Origin of the sequence: Micromonospora sp. NPDC049004, assembly GCF_040649315.1 — a bacterium.
Lineage (GTDB): Bacteria > Actinomycetota > Actinomycetes > Mycobacteriales > Micromonosporaceae > Micromonospora.
This window is the reverse complement of sequence record NZ_JBEZFG010000006.1, coordinates 119,732-140,228: the sequence shown is the minus strand read 5'-3', so window position 1 is coordinate 140,228 and position 20,497 is coordinate 119,732. Positions and strand designations below refer to the sequence as shown.

17 protein-coding genes are annotated in these 20,497 nt (G+C 73.7%); 10 read left to right on the top strand and 7 right to left on the bottom strand.

Translation table 11 applies throughout. The features are described 5' to 3' along the window. Window positions 1–133 precede the first annotated feature (133 nt). The 5 genes from AB0B97_RS19370 to AB0B97_RS19350 all read left to right on the top strand — a co-directional run bounded on the left by AB0B97_RS19370 (window position 134) and on the right by AB0B97_RS19350 (window position 5,130). Window positions 134–829 (top strand): SDR family oxidoreductase, encoded by a 696-nt coding sequence (locus AB0B97_RS19370; RefSeq protein ID WP_357495165.1) that lies wholly within the window; start codon window positions 134–136, stop codon window positions 827–829. Further along, on the top strand, window positions 823–2,457 hold the full coding sequence (locus AB0B97_RS19365; protein WP_357495163.1) for an MFS transporter: 1,635 nt from the start codon (window positions 823–825) through the stop codon (window positions 2,455–2,457). The genes AB0B97_RS19370 and AB0B97_RS19365 overlap by 7 nt, the downstream gene beginning before the upstream one ends. A gap of 96 nt (window positions 2,458–2,553) precedes the next feature. Then, window positions 2,554–3,096, top strand: a complete 543-nt coding sequence (locus AB0B97_RS19360; protein ID WP_357495161.1) for an SRPBCC family protein — start codon at window positions 2,554–2,556, stop codon at window positions 3,094–3,096. Beyond that, window positions 3,093–4,268 carry a zinc-dependent alcohol dehydrogenase gene (locus tag AB0B97_RS19355; RefSeq protein ID WP_357495159.1) on the top strand — a complete coding sequence of 392 codons (1,176 nt, stop codon included), beginning with the start codon at window positions 3,093–3,095 and terminating at the stop codon, window positions 4,266–4,268. Before AB0B97_RS19360 ends, AB0B97_RS19355 begins: the two co-directional genes overlap by 4 nt. A gap of 94 nt (window positions 4,269–4,362) precedes the next feature. After that, window positions 4,363–5,130, top strand: a complete 768-nt coding sequence (locus tag AB0B97_RS19350; RefSeq protein WP_357495157.1) for a TetR/AcrR family transcriptional regulator — start codon at window positions 4,363–4,365, stop codon at window positions 5,128–5,130. A gap of 15 nt (window positions 5,131–5,145) precedes the next feature. On the opposite strand, the gene AB0B97_RS19345 is transcribed toward AB0B97_RS19350, so the two are convergent. Then, window positions 5,146–5,976, bottom strand: coding sequence for a helix-turn-helix transcriptional regulator (locus AB0B97_RS19345; protein WP_357495156.1), 831 nt, complete (start codon window positions 5,974–5,976; stop codon window positions 5,146–5,148). A gap of 132 nt (window positions 5,977–6,108) precedes the next feature. Here AB0B97_RS19345 and AB0B97_RS19340 point away from each other — a divergent pair, with 132 nt between their 5' ends. Beyond that, window positions 6,109–7,059, top strand: coding sequence for an SDR family NAD(P)-dependent oxidoreductase (locus tag AB0B97_RS19340; protein WP_357495155.1), 951 nt, complete (start codon window positions 6,109–6,111; stop codon window positions 7,057–7,059). Between the two features lie 8 nt (window positions 7,060–7,067). Further along, on the top strand, window positions 7,068–9,215 hold the full coding sequence (locus AB0B97_RS19335; RefSeq protein ID WP_357495154.1) for a hypothetical protein: 2,148 nt from the start codon (window positions 7,068–7,070) through the stop codon (window positions 9,213–9,215). A 17-nt stretch (window positions 9,216–9,232) separates the two neighbouring features. Here the strand turns inward: AB0B97_RS19335 and AB0B97_RS19330 are convergent, their stop codons facing one another. From AB0B97_RS19330 to AB0B97_RS19320, 3 genes are all read right to left on the bottom strand, one after another. After that, window positions 9,233–9,628, bottom strand: coding sequence for a hypothetical protein (locus AB0B97_RS19330; protein ID WP_357495153.1), 396 nt, complete (start codon window positions 9,626–9,628; stop codon window positions 9,233–9,235). Continuing rightward, window positions 9,625–10,074, bottom strand: coding sequence for a hypothetical protein (locus AB0B97_RS19325; RefSeq protein WP_234582242.1), 450 nt, complete (start codon window positions 10,072–10,074; stop codon window positions 9,625–9,627). The genes AB0B97_RS19330 and AB0B97_RS19325 overlap by 4 nt, the downstream gene beginning before the upstream one ends. A 331-nt stretch (window positions 10,075–10,405) precedes the next feature. Beyond that, window positions 10,406–11,284: an alpha/beta hydrolase gene (locus AB0B97_RS19320; protein WP_357495152.1), complete on the bottom strand. Its 879-nt coding sequence runs from the start codon at window positions 11,282–11,284 to the stop codon at window positions 10,406–10,408. 137 nt (window positions 11,285–11,421) lie between these two features. Between AB0B97_RS19320 and AB0B97_RS19315 the strand changes: the two genes are divergently transcribed. The 3 genes from AB0B97_RS19315 (at window position 11,422) to AB0B97_RS19305 (ending at window position 17,953) form a co-directional block, all read left to right on the top strand. Next, window positions 11,422–14,826, top strand: coding sequence for a BTAD domain-containing putative transcriptional regulator (locus AB0B97_RS19315; RefSeq protein WP_357495150.1), 3,405 nt, complete (start codon window positions 11,422–11,424; stop codon window positions 14,824–14,826). Window positions 14,827–14,898: 72 nt separating this feature from the next. Next, window positions 14,899–16,521 (top strand): Na+/H+ antiporter, encoded by a 1,623-nt coding sequence (locus tag AB0B97_RS19310; RefSeq protein ID WP_357495148.1) that lies wholly within the window; start codon window positions 14,899–14,901, stop codon window positions 16,519–16,521. A 136-nt stretch (window positions 16,522–16,657) separates the two neighbouring features. Beyond that, window positions 16,658–17,953 carry a hypothetical protein gene (locus tag AB0B97_RS19305; protein WP_357495146.1) on the top strand — a complete coding sequence of 432 codons (1,296 nt, stop codon included), beginning with the start codon at window positions 16,658–16,660 and terminating at the stop codon, window positions 17,951–17,953. Between the two features lie 9 nt (window positions 17,954–17,962). Here the strand turns inward: AB0B97_RS19305 and AB0B97_RS19300 are convergent, their stop codons facing one another. The 3 genes from AB0B97_RS19300 to AB0B97_RS19290 are packed head-to-tail and all read right to left on the bottom strand — an operon-like array spanning window position 17,963 to window position 20,376. Further along, window positions 17,963–18,709 (bottom strand): amino acid ABC transporter ATP-binding protein, encoded by a 747-nt coding sequence (locus AB0B97_RS19300; protein ID WP_357495144.1) that lies wholly within the window; start codon window positions 18,707–18,709, stop codon window positions 17,963–17,965. Continuing rightward, window positions 18,706–19,485 (bottom strand): amino acid ABC transporter permease, encoded by a 780-nt coding sequence (locus tag AB0B97_RS19295; RefSeq protein ID WP_357495142.1) that lies wholly within the window; start codon window positions 19,483–19,485, stop codon window positions 18,706–18,708. Before AB0B97_RS19295 ends, AB0B97_RS19300 begins: the two co-directional genes overlap by 4 nt. A gap of 39 nt (window positions 19,486–19,524) precedes the next feature. Next, the gene (locus AB0B97_RS19290) at window positions 19,525–20,376 is read right to left on the bottom strand and encodes an ABC transporter substrate-binding protein (RefSeq protein WP_357495140.1); all 852 of its coding nucleotides are present in this window, start codon (window positions 20,374–20,376) and stop codon (window positions 19,525–19,527) included. Between the last annotated feature and the right edge of the window lie 121 nt (window positions 20,377–20,497).

Sequence of the window (20,497 nt, the reverse complement as noted above, 5' to 3'; positions counted from 1 at the left end):
GCCCCAGCCGTCCAGATCCCCTTTGCGGGGTATGCCCAGCACTACCGGCCGAGCGGGTGTGCGGGGTCCGGAAACGGGAAGAACGCGCCGTCACGCGATTTGTGTGACACCGGTGGCGGCGGCTGGAGAGACATTGGGTGCCAGAACCTTCGTGGTGGTCGGCGGTACCAGCGGGCTGGGCCTTGCGGTGGCCCGGCTGCTCGTCGACGAGCACCGGGTCGTGGTGTTCGGCGACGTGCCGGCCGAGGTCGCCGCGACTACCGACGAGCTGCGGTGCGACGGCGCGGTCTGCGACGTCTCCTCCCACGAGCAGGTCCGGGACGCGTTCGCCGAGGTGGTGGGGCGCTACGGCACCGTCGACGGGGTGGCGGCGTGCGCGTCGATGTGGGCGGGCGGTGACCTCGGGGACCTGTCCGTGGACCACATCCGGCGGGCCGTGGAGATCAACGTCCTGGGTACGACGTACCTGCTGCGGGAGGCGCTGGAGCACCTGCACCGGCAGGACTACGGAAACGTGGTCTACATCGGCGCGATGGCGCTCGCGGCGCCCCGGCCCGGCATCCCGGTCTACCGGGCGACCAAGAGCTACGGCAGCAGCCTCGTCGAGTCACTGGCCCAGGCCCAGCACAGCAACCGCGTCAAGGTGATGCAGTTGCACCCCGGGCCGATGCCGACCCGCTTGCAGGAACGCGTCGGCGCGGAGTTCCTCGACGAGGTGTACGCCCTGCCCGAGCAGGTCGCCACCGAGGTCGTCCGGCTCCTGCTGCTGCAACCCGACGACCTCTACGTCTCCGGCGAGCGCGTGTTGCGCGCGGACGGGCGGTGGTGACGGCGGCAGCCGGACCGGGGGACCGTCCGGCCTCCGCGTGGGCGCCCCTGCGCGGCGCCGTCTACCGCAATCTCTGGCTGGCCCTGCTCGCCGCGAACATCGGCACCTGGATGCAGACCGTCGGCGCGCAGTGGCTGCTGATCCACCACTCCAACGCCTCCACGCTGGTGGCGCTGGTGCAGACCGCCAGCCTGCTGCCGGTTCTGCTGCTGGCGCTGCCCGCCGGGGTGCTGGCCGACAGCTTCGACCGCCGGCACCTGCTGATCGCCGTGCAGCTGTTCCTGGTGGCGGTGGCGGTGGCGTTGACCCTGCTCACCCTGACCGACCGGATGCCGCCGGCCCTGCTGCTCACCCTCACCTTCGCGTTCGGGGTCGGGCAGGCGCTCACCCTGCCGGCCTGGTCGGCGGTGATCCCGGAGCTGGTGCCGCAGGAGCAGCTGCGGTCGGCGTCGGCGCTCGGGTCGATCAGCGTGAACGTGGCGCGGGCGGTGGGGCCGGCGGTGGCCGGTGTGCTGATCGCCCGGACCGGCGTCGCCCCGGTCTTCGGGCTCAACGCGGTGGCGTTCGCCATCTTCGCGGCCGCGCTGTGGCGCTGGCGGCCGGGCACCGCACGCGCCGTCGAGGTGCCCGAGCGGTTCACCGCCGCGCTGCGGGCCGGCAGCCGCTACGTACGCCACTCGCCGATCGTGCGCCGGCTGCTGCGCCGCGCGCTGGTCTTCGTGATCCCGGCCAGCGCGCTGTGGGCGCTGCTGCCGCTGGTGGCGGCCCGGCGGCTCGATCTGGGCTCCGGCGGGTACGGGTTGCTGCTGGCCGCCCTCGGGGTGGGCGCCATCGCCGGCGGTGTGCTGCTGGCCGTGATCCGCACCCGGCTGTCGGCCAACCAGCTCCTGCTGGTCGCCGGCGCGCTGTTCACAGTCGCGCTGGCGGTGGTCGGCACCGTACGGGTGGTGCCGCTGGTGCTGCTCGCCCTGCTGCCGGCCGGGATGGCCTGGGTGACGGTGCTGGCCAACGTCAACGCCGAGATGCAGCTCTTCCTGCCGAGCTGGGTACGGGCCCGGGGGCTCGCCGTCTACCAGGTGTGTTTCGCCGGCGGGCAGGCCGTCGGCGCCCTCGTGTGGGGTCTGGTGGCCGACATGGGCGGACTGGTCGTCGCCTACCTCGCGGCGGCGGCGTTGATGTTCGTCGGGACCGTGACGAGCCGGATCTGGCCGCTGCCGGACCTGCGCTCGGTGAACCGCGAACCGTCGGCCTACTGGCCGCAGCTGCATCTTGCGCACGAGCCGGACCCGGGCGTGGGACCGGTGCTGGTGACGGTGCAGTACACGGTCCGGCCGGAGCGCACGGGTCCGTTCCTCGCGGCCATGGACGTGGTGCGCGGCGCCCGCCAGCGCACCGGCGCGATGCGCTGGGGGCTGTTCCGACCGGCCGAGACGACGGACCGGTTCGTCGAGGTGTACCTGGTGCCGTCCTGGGACGAGCACCTGCGCCAGCACGGTGGCCGGTTGACGGGTGAGGACCGCGAGGCCGAGGCACGGGCCCGGGAGCTGACCGACGGCGCCCCGGAGGTGCGCCACCTCGTGCCGGCCGCCGCCGGGCCGGCGCTGAGCGACGACCGCGAAGGACTCTGATCTCCGTACGCCCCATCTCGTGGGCGATTTCTTCCCGCGTCATGTGCAGGACGTGACTGTCGGGGTACGTGGTGGCCCTGAGAGGGGAGGGAACCCATGGATCTGCTGGCTACCACGACCATCCGCCGGCCGGTGTCCGACGTGTACGCCTTCTGGCGTCGTCTGGAGAACCTGCCGACGTTCATGGCCCATCTGCAGGAGGTGCGCGCCACCGGGGAGCGTACGAGTCACTGGACGGCAAGCGCGCCGTTCGACCGTAGCGTCGAGTGGGACGCGGAGATCACCGACGAGGTGCCCGACGAGCGCATCGGCTGGCGGTCCACCGGCGAGGCCGACGTGCCGAACACCGGCAAGGTGTGGTTCGTGCCGGCGCCCGACGGCGTGAGCACCGAGGTGCACGTGCTGCTCGTGTACGACATCCCGGGCGGCAAGCTCGGCCAGGCCGTCGCCCGGTACTTCGGCGAGGAGCCGCACCAGCAGCTCGACGACGACCTGCGCCGACTCAAGCAGGTCATGGAGACCGGCGAGGTGATGCGCTCGGACGGCGCACCGTGGGGCAAGCGCGCCCGCCGGGAGTTCCCGCAGCGGCCGGCGCAGCCGCTGTCGAGCGACGAACTGGCGAAGGGGGAGGCGGCATGAGGGCGAACACCTGGGCCGGCCGGAACAAGGTCGAGGTCCGCGATGTGCCGGACCCGAGCATCCTGAACCGGCGCGACGCGATCGTGAAGGTCACCTCGACCGCGATCTGCGGGTCCGACCTGCACCTGGTCGACGGGTACGTGCCGACCATGCAGGACGGTGACGTGCTGGGCCACGAGTTCATGGGCGAGGTGGTGGAGGTCGGCGCCGGCGTCGACCCGGGTCGGCTGCGGGTCGGCGACCGGGTCGTGGTGCCGTTCCCGATCGCCTGTGGCGCGTGCGCGGCGTGCGCCGCCGAGCTGTGGTCGTGCTGCGAGAACAGCAACCCCAACGCCGGGATCGCGGAGAAGATGTTCGGCCACCCGGTCGCCGGCATCTTCGGCTACTCCCACCTGACCGGCGGGTTCGCCGGCGGCCAGTCCGAGTACGTGCGGGTGCCGTTCGCCGACGTGGGGCCGCTGAAGATCGAGTCGGACCTGACCGACGAGCAGGTGCTGTTCCTGTCCGATATCCTGCCGACCGGCTACATGGGCGCCGAGATGTGCGACATCCAGCCCAGCGACGTCGTCGCCGTGTGGGGCGCCGGCCCGGTCGGGCAGTTCGCGATGGACAGTGCCCGCCTGCTCGGCGCGGCAACTGTCATCGCGATCGACAAGGAGCCGTACCGCCTGCGGATGGCCGAGCAGGCTGGGCACACCACGATCAACTTCGAGGAGGTGGACGTCCGCTCCCGGCTGTTGGAGCTGACCGGCGGACGCGGGCCGGACAAGTGCATCGACGCCGTCGGCATGGAGGCCAGCCACGGCAGCGCGCACCTGCACGCGTACGACCGGGTGAAGCAGGCCGTGCGGTCGGAGACCGAGCGGCCGCACGCGTTGCGCCAGGCGATCCTGTCCTGCCGCAGCGGTGGCACCGTGTCGGTCATCGGCGTGTACGGGGGCTTGCTCGACAAGTTCCCCTCCGGCGCGTGGATGAACCGGTCGCTGACCCTGCGCACCGGCCAGTGCCACGTCCAGCGCTACATGAAGCCGCTGCTGCGCCACGTCGAGAACGGCGAGCTGGACCCCACCCGGGTGATCACCCACACCCTGCCGCTCCAGGACGCGGCGCGCGGCTTCGACCTGTTCAAGAACAAGCAGGACGACTGCGAGAAGGTAGTGCTGAAGCCCTGACGGGTCGGTGCCGGCGCGGTCGCGAAGGGGCCTCGCCGGCACCGCCGCGCGGTCGACGTACGCCGTACGACCGCGTTGTTAGGATGGCCGCACCATGGCGAGTGAGCGCAAGGCGACCGCGGACCCGGCCCGCAGCCTGGCCATCCTCTGGCGCACCCGGGAACCGACCAGCCGCAGCGCCGGGCAGGGCCTCAGCGTCGACCGGATCGTGCGGGCCGCGATCGACATCGCCGACGCCGAGGGCCTGGACGCGTTGACCATGCGCCGGGTCGGTGAGGCGTTGGGTGTCGGCACCATGTCCGTCTACACCTACGTGCCGGGCAAGGCCGAACTCGTCGCCGTCATGATCGACACCGCGTACGGCGAGATGCCGCGTTCCGCGGTCGAGGGCGACTGGCGGGCCCGGTTGGAGCGGATCGCCCACGACAACCTGGCGCTCTACCAGCGCCACCCGTGGATGCTGCGGGCCGAGACGACCCGCCCGGTGCTCGGCCCGCACCTGGTGGCCAAGTACGACCACGAACTCGGCGCGGTCGCCGACATCGGGCTCACCGACATCGAGATGGACGCGGTGCTCACCCTCGTCCTGGGGCACGTGAAGAGTTCCGCGCGCGCCGCGTCCGAGGTGGTCGACCTGGAGCGGGAGACCGGCATGACCGACGGTCAGTGGTGGCAGTCGCACGCGCCCTGGCTGGAGACGTTCCTGACGGCCGACAGCTACCCCACCGCGTCCCGGGTCGGCACCGCTGCCGGCCAGCAGCACGGCGGGGCGTACGGCCCGGAGTACGCCTTCGAGTTCGGCCTGCAACGCGTCCTCGACGGCATCTCGGTGGTGGTCGCCGAGCGGGCGGCCAGCCGGTAGCTGCGACGGCCGGTGCTATCTGGCCGCCTCCGCCGAGACGGCGGTCCCGAGCCGGGCGAGGGCCCGGGCGGACGCGCTGCCCGGCTCGGCGTGGTAGACGACAAGCGACTGGGTGGTGCCGCTGATCGTGAGCTTCTCGTAGCGCAGCTCCAACTCGCCCACCCGCGGATGGTGGAACGCCCGGAGCCCGCCCCCGGCGCGGACTGTGACATCGTGACGCGCCCACAACCGCCGGAACAGCTCGCTGCCCGTCGTCAACTCCGCGACCAGTTCGGTGAGCCGCGGATCGTCCACCTCGGCCCCCACCTGTGCGCGCAGGCCGGCCACCGCGCTGGCGGCGACCGCCTCCGGCGCCGGATAGAGCGCCGGCACGTCCGGGCCCAGAAACACCGCGCGCGGCAGGTTCACCCCGACCCGGTAGATCGGCGCCAGGGCGGTCGCCATCGGGTTGGCGAAGAGCACGTCCAGGTGCCGGCCGTGCACGAAGGCGGGCGTTTGCGCCCACGAACCCACCAACTGGCGGATGCCCACCGGCACCCGCTCCGGGCGTCGTGCCGGTCGGCCGGTCGGCGCGTGCCCGCCGAGGCGGTGCAGGTGCGCCGTGGCCTCGGCGTCCAGCAGCAGTGCCCGGGCCAGCGCCTCGAGCACCTGGGCCGACGGACTGCGGTCCCGGCCCTGCTCCAACCGCAGGTAGTAGTCCGCGCTGATGCCGGCCAGCAGGGCCACCTCCTCGCGCCGGAGGCCGGGCACCCGCCGGCGGCCGTGTGCGGGCAACCCGACGTCACCCGGCCGGATCAGCTCACGCCGGGCACGCAGGTACTCGCCCAGCGGGCCGGCCGCGCTCACCAGCTCATCGTAGGAGCGCTCGCCGCCGCCCAACCTGGTCCTGCCACTACCAGGAAAACCGGTAACCCGGATATCGCCCGCCGGCCGGGTGACAGTGGGTCACGTAAGCGTGCAGCGAGAGATGGGACAGAGATGACCGAGCGAATCACGACGCCCTTCGGTTTCGCCTCGACCGCCGACGAGGTGCTCGCCGGAGTCGACCTGAGCGGCAAGCGGGCCGTCATCACCGGCGGCGCCGCCGGGATCGGCATCGAGACCGCCCGTTCGCTGGCCGCCGCCGGCGCCGAGGTGGTGCTCGCGGTCCGTCGGGTCACGGCCGGCGAGGAGGCCGCCCGGGACATCGCGGCCAGCATCGGCGCGGACCGGGTCACCGTCCGCGAGCTGGACGTGGCCGACCAGGATTCGGTAGGCCGGTTCGTCGCCGGCTGGGACGGGCCACTGCACATTCTGATCAACAACGCGGGGATCATGGCGCTGCCGGAGCTGGAGCGCACCGCCGAGGGCTGGGAGATGCAGTTCGCCACCAACTTCATGGGGCACTACGCGCTGACCGTCGGCCTGCACGACGCCCTCGCCGCCGCCGGTGGCGCCCGGGTCGTGTCGGTCAGCTCCAGCGGCAACCTCTTCTCGCCGGTGGTCTTCGACGACCTGCACTTCGCGTTCCGCCCGTACGACCCCCTGCTGGCGTACGGGCAGTCCAAGAGCGCCGAGGCCCTGCTCGCCGTCGAGGCCGACCGCCGCTGGTCCGGTGAGAACATCCACGCCAACGCGTTGAACCCCGGCGCCATCGCCACCGGGCTGCAGAAGCACACGGGCGGGCTGCGGACGCCGAAGGAGCGGCAGAAGACCCCGCAGCAGGGTGCCGCCACCTCGGTGCTGCTCGCCGCGTCCCCGCTGCTCGACGGCGTGGGCGGTCGGTACTTCGAGGACTGTGCCGAGGCCCCGGTCCGGACCGAGCGGCCCGCCGACTACAGCGGCGTGGCGGCGTACGCGGTCGACGCGGACAACGCCGAGCGGCTCTGGGAGGTGGCCGCGAACCTCGTCGCCGACGGTGCCGCCGCCCGCCGGCCACGGCACGGGTAGCCGCAGCGATGCCGCAGCACGGCGACCAACCGCGACGCGACGACGTGGTGGAGTTGCGGGTGCACGGCGTGTCGGGGGCGAAACCCTCGGTCATCCTGGGCGCGGAGCGGGTACGCCAGGTCGCGGGCGACGCCTGCGGCGGCTTTCACCGCCGCGACGGGTCCGACGACGCCGACCCGACCGGGGTGACGCTCGAGGCGTACCGCTGGGGTGACCTGCCCTCGGGCACTGTGGCCCGGACGCTCGGCATGGTCTTCCTGCTGCCGTTCATGCTCAGCAACGCGGCGGTGTGGATGCGGCCCACCGGCAGCGGCGCCGCCGGGGTCACCGTGCTGTGCCGGCTCCTCGCGCTGAACCTCACAGTGGTGTACGTGGTGTCCATCGCCGGGGTCGCCCTCGACCTGCTCGCCTGGCGGTGTCTCGGTGCGGTGGCGTGTCGCGCGCCCTTCGACACCCTGGCCGGGCTCGACGACCGACCTGTCGGGCAGCGGCTCGCCGTGCTGGCGCTGCTGCCGATCCTTGCCGTCGCGTTCCTGCGACTGCTGGGAACCCGTCGCCCCGGCCCGGCCGGCAACCCACTGTGGGCGGTGGAGCCGCTGGTGGTGCGGCTGCGGGCGATCCACGTCGCCGCCGCGCTCGCCGTCCTCGACGTCCTGCTCCTCGTGGCCCGTCGCGGTGGCGGCGCGACGCCCGTGACGACGCTGCTGGTGACGCTCAGCGCGGCCGTCCTGGTGGTCTGTGTGGGCCTGCTCGCCGCCCCGGGGCTGATCGACCGGGCCGCGACAGCGCGGACGGCCACGGTGACCGCCCGCGCCACGGGCGTGCTGGCGGCGGGTCTGACCGTGGCGACCCTCGTGGCCGTCGGGAGCGACGAGCGCGGCTGGCCGTCCTCGGGCGGGCTCCCTGGCTACGACGCGATCGCCGGTGGCGCCCTGCTCGGCCAGATGGTCCTGCTGGTGGTGCTCAGCGGCGTGGTGCTGTGGCACCGCGGTCGGTCCAGGCTGCCGCGAGGGCTGGGCGCGGCGCTCATCGCGGCCATCGCGGTCGGTCTGGCCGGCGCGCTCTCCGCCGGTCTCGTCTACCTGACGGGGATCCTGCTCGGTGGCTACCGCGGCGACGGGGGGCCGCCGCTGCCGTACCGCTGGACGCTGCTTGCCTTCTTCCTGCACGTGGCCGCCGCGGTGCTGCTGTGTGGGGCGTTGACAGTCCTGTCGCGGCACCGCCGTCGCCGCGCGGCGGTGGCGATCACCGCCCGCGACTTTCCCGCGCCGCCGCCGGAGGCGGCCGGACAGGTGCGGCGGGTCACGAAGACCGTGGCCCGGGCGCGGTTCACCGAGTGGCTGGGCCTGCTGGCGGCCACGTACGCGGCTCTCGCGGTGGTCGGGCTGGCCACCAGTCTGCTCGGACAGTTCGGGCGTGAACCGGACGAGCTGGCGCGGCAGTCTCTCGGGCTGCCGGCCGGGATCGTCGGGATGGGGCTCGCGGGAGGCACCTACCTCCTCGCCGCGGTGCTCCTCGCGTTGCTGCTGGGTGGTGTCTTCGCCTACCGGACGGCGTGGTTCCGCCGGTACGTCGGGATCCTGTGGGACCTGGGCACCTTCTGGCCCCGGGCCGCCCACCCGTTCGCGCCCCCGAGCTACGCCGACCGGGCGGTGCCGGAGCTGACCGACCGGATCGTCCAGCTGACCGAGCGGCACGCCGGGGTGCTGCTGTGCGGGCACAGCCACGGCTCGGCGTTGCTGGCCCTCGCGGTGCTGCGGCTGCCCCCGGCCGCGCGTCGGCGCGTCGCTCTGCTCACCTACGGCTCGCCGCTGGGCCGCCTCTACGCCCGGCTCTTCCCGGCCTACCTCGACGACAAGACGCTGCGCGAGGTGGGGGAGCGGGTCGGGTGGCGGTGGCTCAACCTCTGGCGGGACACCGACCCGGTCGGCGGTTGGATCTTCGCGGCGCACCGGCCCGGCGATCCGCCGCCGGAAGCGGCCGATCCGGCCGGCCGCGTCGATCGGCGGCTGCGTGACCCGCAGGGCCTGCTGCCGTCACCGGGGCAGCGCCGGCCGCCACCGGTGCGCGGGCATCACCCGGGCGAGTCCGACCCCGAGTTCCGGGCGGCGGTACGCGAGCTCATCGGCCGGCTGCGCCCCACGGACGGCGAATGAGTCGTCAGCGAAACCCTTCACCGGTCCTCGGACAGTCGCTCGGACTCCGCGACCACCGCACGGATCTTGCGCAGGGTGGCGTCGGGGGCGTGCACGGCGGTCCGCCACCGGTCGAGCGTGCGGGTCAGCACCCGGACGACGAACTGCAACTGGTTGACCTGCTCGCGCAGCAGCCCCAGCTCCGATCGCGCGCTGATCGCCTCGCCCTCCAACTCGGTGATCCGCATCTGCAGGGGTTGCACGAGTGTCAGGGCGGCTTCCGTGAGCGTGTCGGCGGCGTCGGCCTTGAACTTGCCCCGCTGCGACACGACAGTGGCGATGGCGGCCAGACCTGTCGTACCGCCGAGGACGCCGAGCAGACTGAGCAGCACCTGAACCCAGTGCGGCGCTTCGGGTGTTGGTGCAGAGATCACGTGACACCTCCGACGACCCGTCGGTGAGCCTCGCACTGGTGGCCGTAGGCCAGGCAGCGCAGGTCGACGGCGATCAGGGCGGCCCGCCAGAAGGCGCCCAGCGGCAGGGCACTGACCAACGAGGCCGCCACGAGGCCCTGCGGACCGGTCACCGCCACCAGTGCCACCGTGTACATGCCGGTGATGGTGCCGAGCACCAGCACGGCCGCGAACTCGATGCCGAGGCCGGTGGAGAGTCGACCGGGCCACAGGATGCCCAGCAGGCCGCCCACGCCGACCACGATCAGTGCGACCTCCCAGCCGAGCTGGATGGGCTCCGGCATGGACAGTTGGACCGACGGTGATCGGATGTCGAGCACGAGCAGCAGGAATCCACAGATGGGCGTCGTGACCAGGGCGGCCACCTCGAACGGCTGGCTCTTGGCCCGGGAGCGGGGATGTCCCACGGCGACTCCTTGGTCGAGACCGGGACCGTTGTCCCGCCACCGGCCGACGTCGTGTCAGGTCGCGCGTACGAACCGGTTCGCGGGCTGCGGTCTTGGGGACGGTCGATGGGCGACTCGCCGTCGTTGGCTGCCGGTATCTGCCTGTGTAGCACCGGTGACCGGTTCTCGTCCACCTGGTGTAACGTCGCCTTTCCGCAGGTCAGAGCTGTTGTGCGGAGCTGGTTGGCCGCCTCCGCGCGAGGGGCCGCCGGAATGCCGGCGACCCCGCGCGGTCGGGACGGAGAGTGTCGGATATCTTACCGTCGGTAAGGTGGTCGTCCGCTCCGGCGGATCACCGCAGGAGCAGATCGCGCAGCGCCCGGACCACCACCGCCGGCGCCTCCTCCGCCATGAAGTGGCCGCAGTTGACCGTCTGGTGCTCCAGGTTCGGAGCCCAGGCCCGCCACACCCCCGCCGCGTCGTAGCCGAGCGCGGCGCCCCAGTCCTGCTGGAGCACCGTCACCGGCATCCGCAGCAGGTTGCCGGCCGCCCGGTCGGCCGTGTCGTGAGCGACATCGATGCCGGCCGAAGCCCGGTAGTCGGCGACGATCGGGGTGACCGCGTTGCGGGACGCCCGCAGGTAAGCCGCACGCACCTCGCCCGGCAGCGCGTCCGGGTCGCGGGTCCAGACGTCGAGGAAGTGACCGAAGAACGCGTCCGGGCTGGCGCCGATCAGCTCCTCGGGCAGGCCCGGCGGCTGCGCCATGAGGTACAGGTGGAAGGCGACCGCGGCGCTGACGCCGTGCAGCACGTCCCACGTGTCCAGGGTGGGCACCACGTCGAGCAGGGCGAGCTGGCTGATCGCCTCCGGGTGGTCCAGGCCGGCGCGGAACGCGACCAGGGCGCCCCGGTCGTGCCCGGCCAGGGCGAAGCGCCCATGACCGAGCGCGCCGGCCAGCGCCACGACGTCGGCGGCCATGGTCCGCTTGGCGTACGCCGTGCCGTCGTCGTCCACGGGCTTGTCGCTGTCGCCGTAGCCGCGCAGGTCGGGGCAGATGACCGTGTGGTCGGCGGCCAGGTCGGCCGCCACGTGCCGCCACATGAGGTGGGTCTGCGGGAAACCGTGCAACAGCACGATCGGTGGCCCGGAACCACCCACGGCGGCGGTGAGCGTCACGCCGTCGGCGACGGTGACGCGCTGGTAGTCGAATCCCTTGATCCTCGGCTGCACGGGAAACCTTCCTGATGAGCGGGGCCGGCGGGCGGGACGCCCGTCGCCGTCGTACGTCATCGAGGCTGCCCGGCAGTGATCAGCGGACGGTCAGCGCCGGATCAGTGCGCGCCGGCACGGCCGCCTAGATTGGTGCCATGACCAGGCAACCGACGCCACCGGTGGAGGTGACGTTCGGCGTGCTCGGCCCGGTGACCGCCACCAGCGCGGGCGGCCCGGTCCCGCTGCGGGGACACCGGCAGCGCCTGGTGCTGGCCCGGTTGCTGATCGCCCACGGCCGCATGGTGCCGGTGGAACGCCTCGTCGACGACCTGTGGGAGGTCCCACCGGACGGCGCGGTGGGCGCGATCCGCACCTTCGTCGCCGATCTGCGCCGGGCCTTGGAGCCCGACCGGCCACCCCGGCAGCCACCCCGCCTCCTGGTCACCGAACCCCCGGGGTACGCGCTACGGGCCAGCCCGGAATCGGTGGACGCCTACCGCTTCGAGGCGGCCGTCGGCGAGGCGGGACAGCTGCTGACCGGGGACCTGCCCGCGCCGGCACTGACCGCGCTGGACGCGGCGCTCGGGCTGTGGCGGGGCCCCGCGTACGCGGACGCCGCGGGCGCGCTCTGGGCCGCCGCGGAGACCAACCGGTTGAACGAACTGCGGATGCTCGCCGTGGAGCGGCGGGCCGAGGCGCTGCTCGCGCTGGATCGTCCGGACGAGGTCGCCACCGACCTGCCCGCCCACCTCGCCAGCCATCCGCTGCGGGAGGACGCCTGGCGGCTGCTCGCGCTGGCCCGGTACCGCGCCGGCCGCCAGGGCGAGGCGCTGGCCGCGCTGCGCGAGGCCCGTGCCGTCCTGGTGGCTGAGCTGGGTCTGGACCCGGGGCCCGAGCTGCGCCGGCTGGAGGCCGACATCCTGGCCCAGGCGCCACACCTGACCCGAGCCCCCGCCGTGGCCGTCCCGGACCGGGCCGGACCCGTTCGGGACGGTGGGTCGAAAACGGCGCCGCGCCGACCGTTCGTCGGGCGGGACGTGGAGCTGGAGCGGCTGCGGCACGCCGCCCAGGTCGCCACCCGGTCCGGCCGGCCCACGCTCGCCCTGCTCAGTGGGGAGCCGGGCGCCGGCAAGACCGCAGTGGCCGAGGCGTTGACCCGACAGCTCGCCGCCGAGGACTGGAGCACGGCGTGGGGCCGCAGTCCCGAGTACGAGGGCGCCCCGGCCGCCTGGCCGTGGACCCAGATCACCGACACGCTCACCGGGCCGTCCGGGGCTGCTGAGCCGCCGGGGGCGGGTGAGCCGGTGGACGACGGCGGCGCGACGGCCGGGACCGGTGGCGCGGGTGACCCCGCCGTGGCCCGGTTCCGACGGCACCGCGCGGTGGCGTCGGTGGTCTCCGCCGCCGCCGGCCGAGGGCCCGTCCTGCTGGTCCTGGACGACCTGCACCGCGCCGACGGCGACACGCTGGACCTGCTCACCGCCCTGGTCACCGGGCCGCAGCCGGCCACCGGGCCGGTGCTGGTCCTGGGCACCTACCGGGCCACCGAGATCAGCCCGGAGCTGACCGCAGCCCTGGCCCGGGCCGCCGCGCTCGAACCGGTGCGCGTGTATCTCGGCGGCCTGTCTCCCGAGGCGACCGGCGAGCTGGCCCGCACCCTCGCCGCACGGGAGCTGGACCCGCCCACCGTCGGGCTGATCCATCACCGCAGCGGCGGCAACCCGTTCTTCGTCCGCGAGCTGGCCCAGCTGTACGCCGGTGCGGGCGGCGCGGCGCTGGCGGCGGTGCCGCCCGGGGTGCGTGACGTCATCCGGCACCGCCTCGCACAGCTGCCCCCGCCGACCCGCACCGTGCTGCGGCAGGCGGCGGTGCTCGGCCGGGACGTCGACCCCGCGCTGCTCGGCGCGCTGACCGGCGACCCGGCGGAGCTGCTGGACGCCGTGGACCGCGCGTTGCAGGCCGGGTTCCTGACCGAGCGGGAGCCCGACGGGCGACTGCGGTTCACCCACATCCTCGTCCGCGACACCCTCTACGCGGACCTGTCCGCGGCGCGTCGCGCGGCCTGGCACGTCGCCGTGGCCGAGGCGTTGCAGCGGCGCCAGCCCGTCGACCCCGCCACGATCGCCCACCACCTGCTGCGCGCCGGCGGCCCCGCCGCCGCCCACCGGGCCGCGGGCTACGCCCGGACCGCCGCCGAGCAGGCCGAACGCGCCGGCAACCCGCACGAGGCGGCCCGGCTGTGGGCGCAGGTCGTCGACGCGTACGACCGGGCCGGGGGGACCGAGCGGCGCGAACGGTTGAACGCGGTGCTGGGCCTGGGGCGGGCTCTGGCGGTGACCGGCCGGTTGGCCGAGGCGCGCGGCCACCGCGCCGAGGCGATCGCCGACGCCGAGGCGGTCGGTGACCCCCGGCTGACGGCGGAGGTGCTGGCCGGTTTCGACGTGCCCGCCATCTGGACCCGCAACGACGACGACAGGCTCTCGGCGCGGATCGTCCGTGCCGCCGAGAACGCCCTGACCGGCCTCGGCCCGACCGGCTCGGCGCAGCGCAGCCGGCTGCTGAGCACGCTCGCGCTGGAGCTGCGCGGCACCACAGGTGAGCGGGGCAGCCAGGCCGCCGCCGAGGCCGAACGGATCGCCCGGACCGTCGCCAACCCCGGGTTGCTCGCCTTCGCGCTGAACGCGCGGTTCATGCACGCGTTCCACCGCGTCGGGCTGGCCGCCGAACGGGCCCGGATCGGCGCGGAACTAATCGACGTGGCCGCCGCGCGCCAGTTGGTGACCTTCGAGGTGCTGGGTCACCTCATCGGAGTCCAGTCGTGCTGCGCGCGAGCCGACCGGACCGGCGCGGACCAGCACGCCCGCGCCGCCGACCGCCTCGCCCAGCGGTACGAGCTGCCGCTGGTCGGCGTCTTCACCGGCTGGTACGCCGCGCTGCGCCGGGCGTTGGACGGCGACCGGGAGGCGGCGGCGACCGCGTACCGGGCGGCAGCCGAACGGCTCCCCGCCGACGCCATGCCGGGCTTCGCCCACGGACTGCTGCCACTCGCCCTGCTCGGTCTGCGCCTGGCCGACGCCGTCAGCGCCGACCCGCTGGCCCACACGCCGACAGGCGCCCGCCGAACGGGCGGCGGGTGGCCGACGGGCCAGCCGCCGATTCCCGGGCCGGACGACGAGGACTGGGCCGGCCTGGACTGGGGACCGCACGAGCCGTGGGTCCGCCCGCTGCTGCTCGCGGCCGAGGGGGACCGCGACGCCGCCGGGGCGGCCCTGCGGGCCCTCCCGGACGGGCCGCACGACCTGCTGCGGGAGGTACGGCTGTGCCTCACCGCCCGGGCCGCCCTCGCCGTCGGCGACCGGCCCACCATGGAGCGCGTCGCCGCCGCGCTCGGCCCGGCGGCCGGCGAACTGGCCGCCGGCAGCGGGGTGCTCACCGTCGGCCCGGTCGCCGGGCACCTCGCCGACCTGGCCACCGCCCTCGGCCGCGACGAGGAAGCCGCCCGACACCGTCGTACCGCCCGCCTGCTCACCGCGCGCCTCCGTACCGCCGACCCGAGCTGACCCGGCCGGGCGCGTGCCCCGCGCCCGGCGACTTGCCCGTTCCTGTGGAACCGGCAACCGGGGTGCGATCAGATGGAACAACCGGCGTTCGTCGTCGGCCGGGGATCGAGGGGGTACGCCGTGCAGGTGCTCGTCCTGATCGTGGTGCTGGGCGTCACCGTCCTGGTCGGCACCACCCTCGGCGGCCGGTACCGGGTGGCGCCACCGGTGTTGCTGATCGGGTTCGGGGTGCTGCTCGGGCTGGCGCCGCCGCTGTCCGAGGTGACCCTGGAGCCGGACCTGGTGCTGTTGATCTTCCTGCCCGCGATCCTCTACCGGGAGAGTCTCACCATCAGCCTGCGCGAGATCCGGGCCAACCTGCCGGTGATCGGGCTGCTCGCCGTGGTGCTCGTGGTGCTCACCATGGTCACGGTGTCCCTGACCGCGCAGGCGTTCGGCGTGAACCCCGCGGCCGCCTGGGTGCTCGGCGCGGTCCTCGCGCCGACCGACGCCGCCGCGGTCACCGGCCTGGCCAAGCGCCTGCCCCGCAAGCTGCTCACCACCCTGCACGCGGAGAGCCTGATCAACGACGGCAGCGCCCTGGTGATCTTCGCGGTGGCCGTCGGCCTGCTCACCCAGAGCGAGAGGCCGGGGGTGCTGGGCATCGGCGAGGAGTTCGTCGGGGCCGGCGTCGGTGGAGTGGTCGCCGGCCTGCTGGTGGGCACCGCCGTGGTGCTGATCCGCAAGCGGCTCGACGACCCGCTGCGCGAGGGGGCGCTGAGTGTGCTGACGCCGTTCGCGGCGTTCCTCCTCGCCGACTCGGTGCACGCCAGCGGTGTGCTGGCCGTCGTGGTGGCCGGCCTGGTGCTGGCGTACGCCGGTCCACGGGTGATCCGCGCCCGGTCCCGGGTGCTGGCGTACGCGTTCTGGGACCTGTCCACGTTCCTCATCAACGGTGGCCTGTTCGTGCTGCTCGGCACGCAGATCCCCCGCGCGGTGCGGGGCATCTCCAGCACCTCGCCGGGCCGGGCACTGGCGATCGTGCTGGTGGTCACCCCGGTCGTCGTCGCCACCCGGCTGCTGTTCGTCTACCTGACGGCCGAGTCGGCGAAGCTGCGCCGCCGCCGGATGATGGATCACGACCAGCCGGCGTCCGACTGGCGGGTGGGGACCGTGGCCGGCTGGGCCGGTTTCCGGGGCGCCGTGTCGCTCGCCGCCGCGCTGGCAGTTCCGACGATGACGGCCGCCGGCACACCGGTGGCCGAGCGCGACCTGATCATCTTCGTCACCGCGCTGGTCATCGTCCTGATCATGCTCGTGCAGGGCACCACCCTGCCGCTGGTGGTGCGCTGGGCGGGGCTGACCGGCGACCCCGAACGCGTCGACGAGGCCCGGCAGGCCCGCCAGCGCGCCACCCAGGCCGGCCTGGAGGCGCTGCCCCGGGTCGCCGCCGAGATCGGCGTCGAGGGGGAGACGGTGAGCCGGCTGCAGGCCGAGTACCAGCGGCACCTGGAGGACTTCAACGACAGCGGTGGGCGTACCGCCGAGGAACGCCGGCTGGACCAGCGCCTGCGCCTCGGCGTCCTCGCCCACAAGCGGCGGGAGCTGACCCGGCTGCGCGACAACCGGGAGATCGACGACCTGGTGCTCCAGGAGCTCCAGGCCGCCCTGGACAACGAGGAGATCCGGCTGCTGGGGCGGGGGCCCAGCGAGTGACACCGGCCGGCGCCGGCGGCCTGACGGATTGGTGACACCGCCCCCGCGCGTGCGGGACGTTCGGGCACGTCGTCGGGGGGTACGGTAAAAACCGGTTCGGCGTCCGTCGATGCGTTAGGCCCGCGAGGGGGTGCCCATGACCACCGGAGGGAGCGAAACCGACCTGCGGACGGTCACCGAGCGGGAGTTCCTCGACGAGCTGGTGGCGGTCACCCGCGAACGCGTCGCCACCCAGTTCCTCTACCTGATGGCGCAGGACGACGCCGTCATCGGGGTCCAGTGGGAGCAGCCCGGCGTGGACCACCTCCGCCGCTACCAGGTCCGCGACGCCTGCCCGCACTGCGTCGTCCTCGATGCGGTGGTGGCGCTGGCGCCGATGCTGCCACTCGACGTGCTGCGCGCCGCGCGCACCGGCCCCCAGTACGAGACGGTGCTGCGCACCGGCCGGCTGCCCCACCTCGCGTTCGCCCGTCCGGCCGACCCACCCGGCGCGAGCTGGCTGGGGGACTGCCACGCGGTCGACGGTGACCCGCACTCCGCCGCCGACTGCCCGAGGCACGCCGTGCCCCGACCCACCGGCGACCCGCTTGAGCTGCGCCTCGGGTCGCTGCCCCGGGCCGTCCGGGAGCTGTACCCGCACGACGACGCCGCGACCGCCGACCTGGCGCAGCGGCTGCGGATCGCCCAGGACTGGCGGGCCGACGCGCAGGCGGTGGCGAGCGGCATCCGCGAGGCGGCGGCGACCTGGGCGTTCCTGCGCACCTCCTGCGTGCTGGGCGTGCCGGTGCCCGGCGTCAACGGTCTCGTGCTCACCCTGCCGCCGGGCCAGGGCCCGGACGACCGGCCCCTGGCCGAGCTGCACGCCGCGACGGTGCGCGCCGTGCCCACCGGTGGCCAGCTGCCCTACCAGGAGCGGGCCTGCCTGCTGCCGGAGCCGACGTCGGGAACGCACCGCATGCCGACGTACGCCGGCGCGGTGGATCTGACCGCCGCGGCGCCGGTGCGCACGCTGCGCCTGCCATCGCCCCGCCGACCGCTGAGCACCACCGGCCGGGGCGTGCTGCTGCTCTACGAGGCCCGGCACGCCATGGGCCGGCACTTCGCGAGCGCGCCGGTGCGCGACGCCGCGTACTGGGATTCCGAGGCGGCGTTGAACGTCTTCGAGTTCACCCTGCTGGAGCGGGTCGCCGGGCGGCACTACCAGGAGGCGGTGGCCGCCTACCTTCAGGCGCTGCGCCGGGAGGGCGACCTGCTCGCCCGCCCGCACAAGGTGCTCGACCGGCGCCGGCGCAAGGCGCTCTCGCTGGCGTTCGGCGGGCTGGACGACGAGGAGCTGCACCTGTGGGCGTCGGTCGCGTACCGCAACGCCATCCTGGAGCTGCTCGGCGACCTGAAGGCGTTCGCGCTGCACCTGCGCATCCAGGCCGGCTGAGCGGCCGTCTCAGAGCACCTGGGCGAGGAAGCGGCGGAGCCGGGGATGCTCGGCCCCCTCGAAGATCCTCTCCGGCGGGCCGGCCTCCAGCACCACACCCCGGTCCATGAAGGCGACGGTGTCGGCGACGTGCCGGGCGAAGCCCATCTCGTGGGTGACCACCACCATGGTCATTCCGGCGGCGGACAGGTCGGTCATCACCCCGAGCACCCCCTTGACCAGTTCCGGGTCGAGCGCCGAGGTGGCCTCGTCGAAGAGCATCACCTCGGGCCGCAGCGCCAGCGCACGGGCGATCGCCACCCGCTGCTGCTGGCCACCGGAGAGCTGCGCCGGCCGGGCATCGGCCTTGCCGGCGAGCCCCACCAGCTCCAACTGGTCGCGGGCGACCGCCACCGCCTCGTCCTCGCCGAGCTTGCGCAGCCGCCGCAGAGCCAGGGTGACGTTGCGCAGCACGCTCATGTGCGGGAAGAGGTTGAACTGCTGGAACACCATGCCCACCCGCTGGCGCAGCGCGTCCGGGTCGTCGCGCAGCACGCTGCGCCCGTCCAGCAGCACGTCGCCCCGGTCGGGCTCGATGAGCCGGTTGAGGGTACGCAGCAGAGTGGACTTGCCCGACCCGGACGGCCCGATCACGCAGGCCGTCCCACCCCGCTGCACGCTCAGGTCGACGCCGCGCAGCACGCGGTTCGGCCCGAAGGCCAGGTGGACGTCGCGCGCCTGGAGGCTCACCGAGGTGGTGGTCGCGGTGGTGGTCATCGCCGGTCTCCTTCCGGGGCCCCGGCCAGCACCGGGTAGTCGTCGTCCTCGTCGTCGGCGGGTGCGGTGGCCGGCCGGCCGTTGCGCAGCCGTCTGTCGATCCAGTTGACGACGTGCGTCAGCGGGACGGTCAACGCCAGGTAGAAGAGCCCGGCGAGCAGCAACGCGGACTCGTTGCCGGTGGTGGCCGCGTAGTCCTGCCCGATGCGGAACAGCTCCCGCTGGCTGGCCACCAGGCCGAGGAAGTAGACCAGGCTGGAGTCCTTGATCAGCGCGATGAGCTGGTTGACCCAGGCGGGCAGCACCCGCCGGATGCCCTGCGGGATGATCACCAGCCGCATCGCGTCGGCCCAGGAGAAGCCGAGCGCCCGCGCGCCCTCCAACTGGGCCGCCTCCACCGACTGGATGCCGGAGCGGAAGATCTCCCCGATGTACGCCGCCGCGATCAGCGACAGCGCGAGGACGCCCAGCGGGTACGGGTCCGGTCCCCAGACCCGCATGCCGAGCGGTGCCAGCCCGACGCCGATCAGCAGGATCGTCGCCGCGGCCGGCAGCCCGCGGAAGACGTCGGTGTAGACGCGCGCCGGCCAGCGCAGCCATCGACTGCGCGAGATGCCGGCCACGGCCAGCAGCAGGCCGAACACCGTGCCGAGCAGGGCGGCGGAGACCGCCAGGATCAGCGTGTTGGGCAGCCCGACGGTCAGCATCTCGGGCAGCGCCTCGCGCATCGCGTCGGCGTCGAAGAAGGTCTCCCACAGGGTGCTCAACGGATCCATCGGTCGCCTCTCCTACCGCCCTGCTCGCTCGTCACCGGTTCAGGACGCAGCCGACGCCGACGCCGACGGCACGGCGGACGCGGACGGCGCCGCCACGGTGCCGCTGCCCGGGGTGAAGTCCGCCGGGATGGGGCGGCCCGGGTAGTACTGGGCCTGCAACCGGCTCCAGGTGCCGTCGGCGATCACCTCGTCGAGGCCCTTGTTCAGCGCCTCGCGCAGCTTGTCGTTGCCCTTGGCCACGGCGTACGCGGTGGGCGCCGGGCTGAGCTGCTTGGCCGCCACGGTGATCTTTCCCTTGCTGTCGGCGGCCGACTTCTCGCCGATCTCCGCCGGGGCGATCCACGCGTCGGCGGTGCCCGCCTTGAGCTGGTTGATCGCGCCGTTGTAGTCCGGCACCCGCACCGGGTCGAGCTGCTTGCCGGTGGCGTAGTCGTCCTGGACGGTGCCCTGGACCACCACGACCCGCTTGCCGGCGAGCTGGTCGAACCCGGTGATCGGCGAGCCGGCCGGCACGTCCAGCCCGAAGTAGCCGAAGTCGTAGCCGTTGCCGAAGTCGACTGTCTTCTTGCGCGCCTCGGTGATCGTGATCGAGGAGCTGCCGACGTCGAACTTGTGGTTGTTGACCTGGGAGAGCAGCGCGGAGAAGTCGGTGCCGACGAACTCGACAGTCAGGCCGAGCTTGCCGGCCACGGCGGTCAGCAGGTCGTTGTCGAAGCCGGTGAACTTACCGTCCTTGAGGTACACGTTCGGCGGGGCGTCGGTGAGCGTGCCGGCCCGCAGCACGCCGGCCTGCGCCAGCCCGTACGGGTTGCCGGCGGCGCCCGACGAGTCGTCGCCACCGCACGCGGCCAACCCGCCGGCAACCAGAAGGGCCGCCCCAACGGCAACCACACGGCTCAGGACAGAAAAAGATCGCACGGGTGTCTCCAAAAGGGTGCATTGACCCGGTCGAGGGTGAAATTGTTTAACCGCCACCCCGGGGGGGCGGGGCCCAACAAAATTAAAGAAGCGC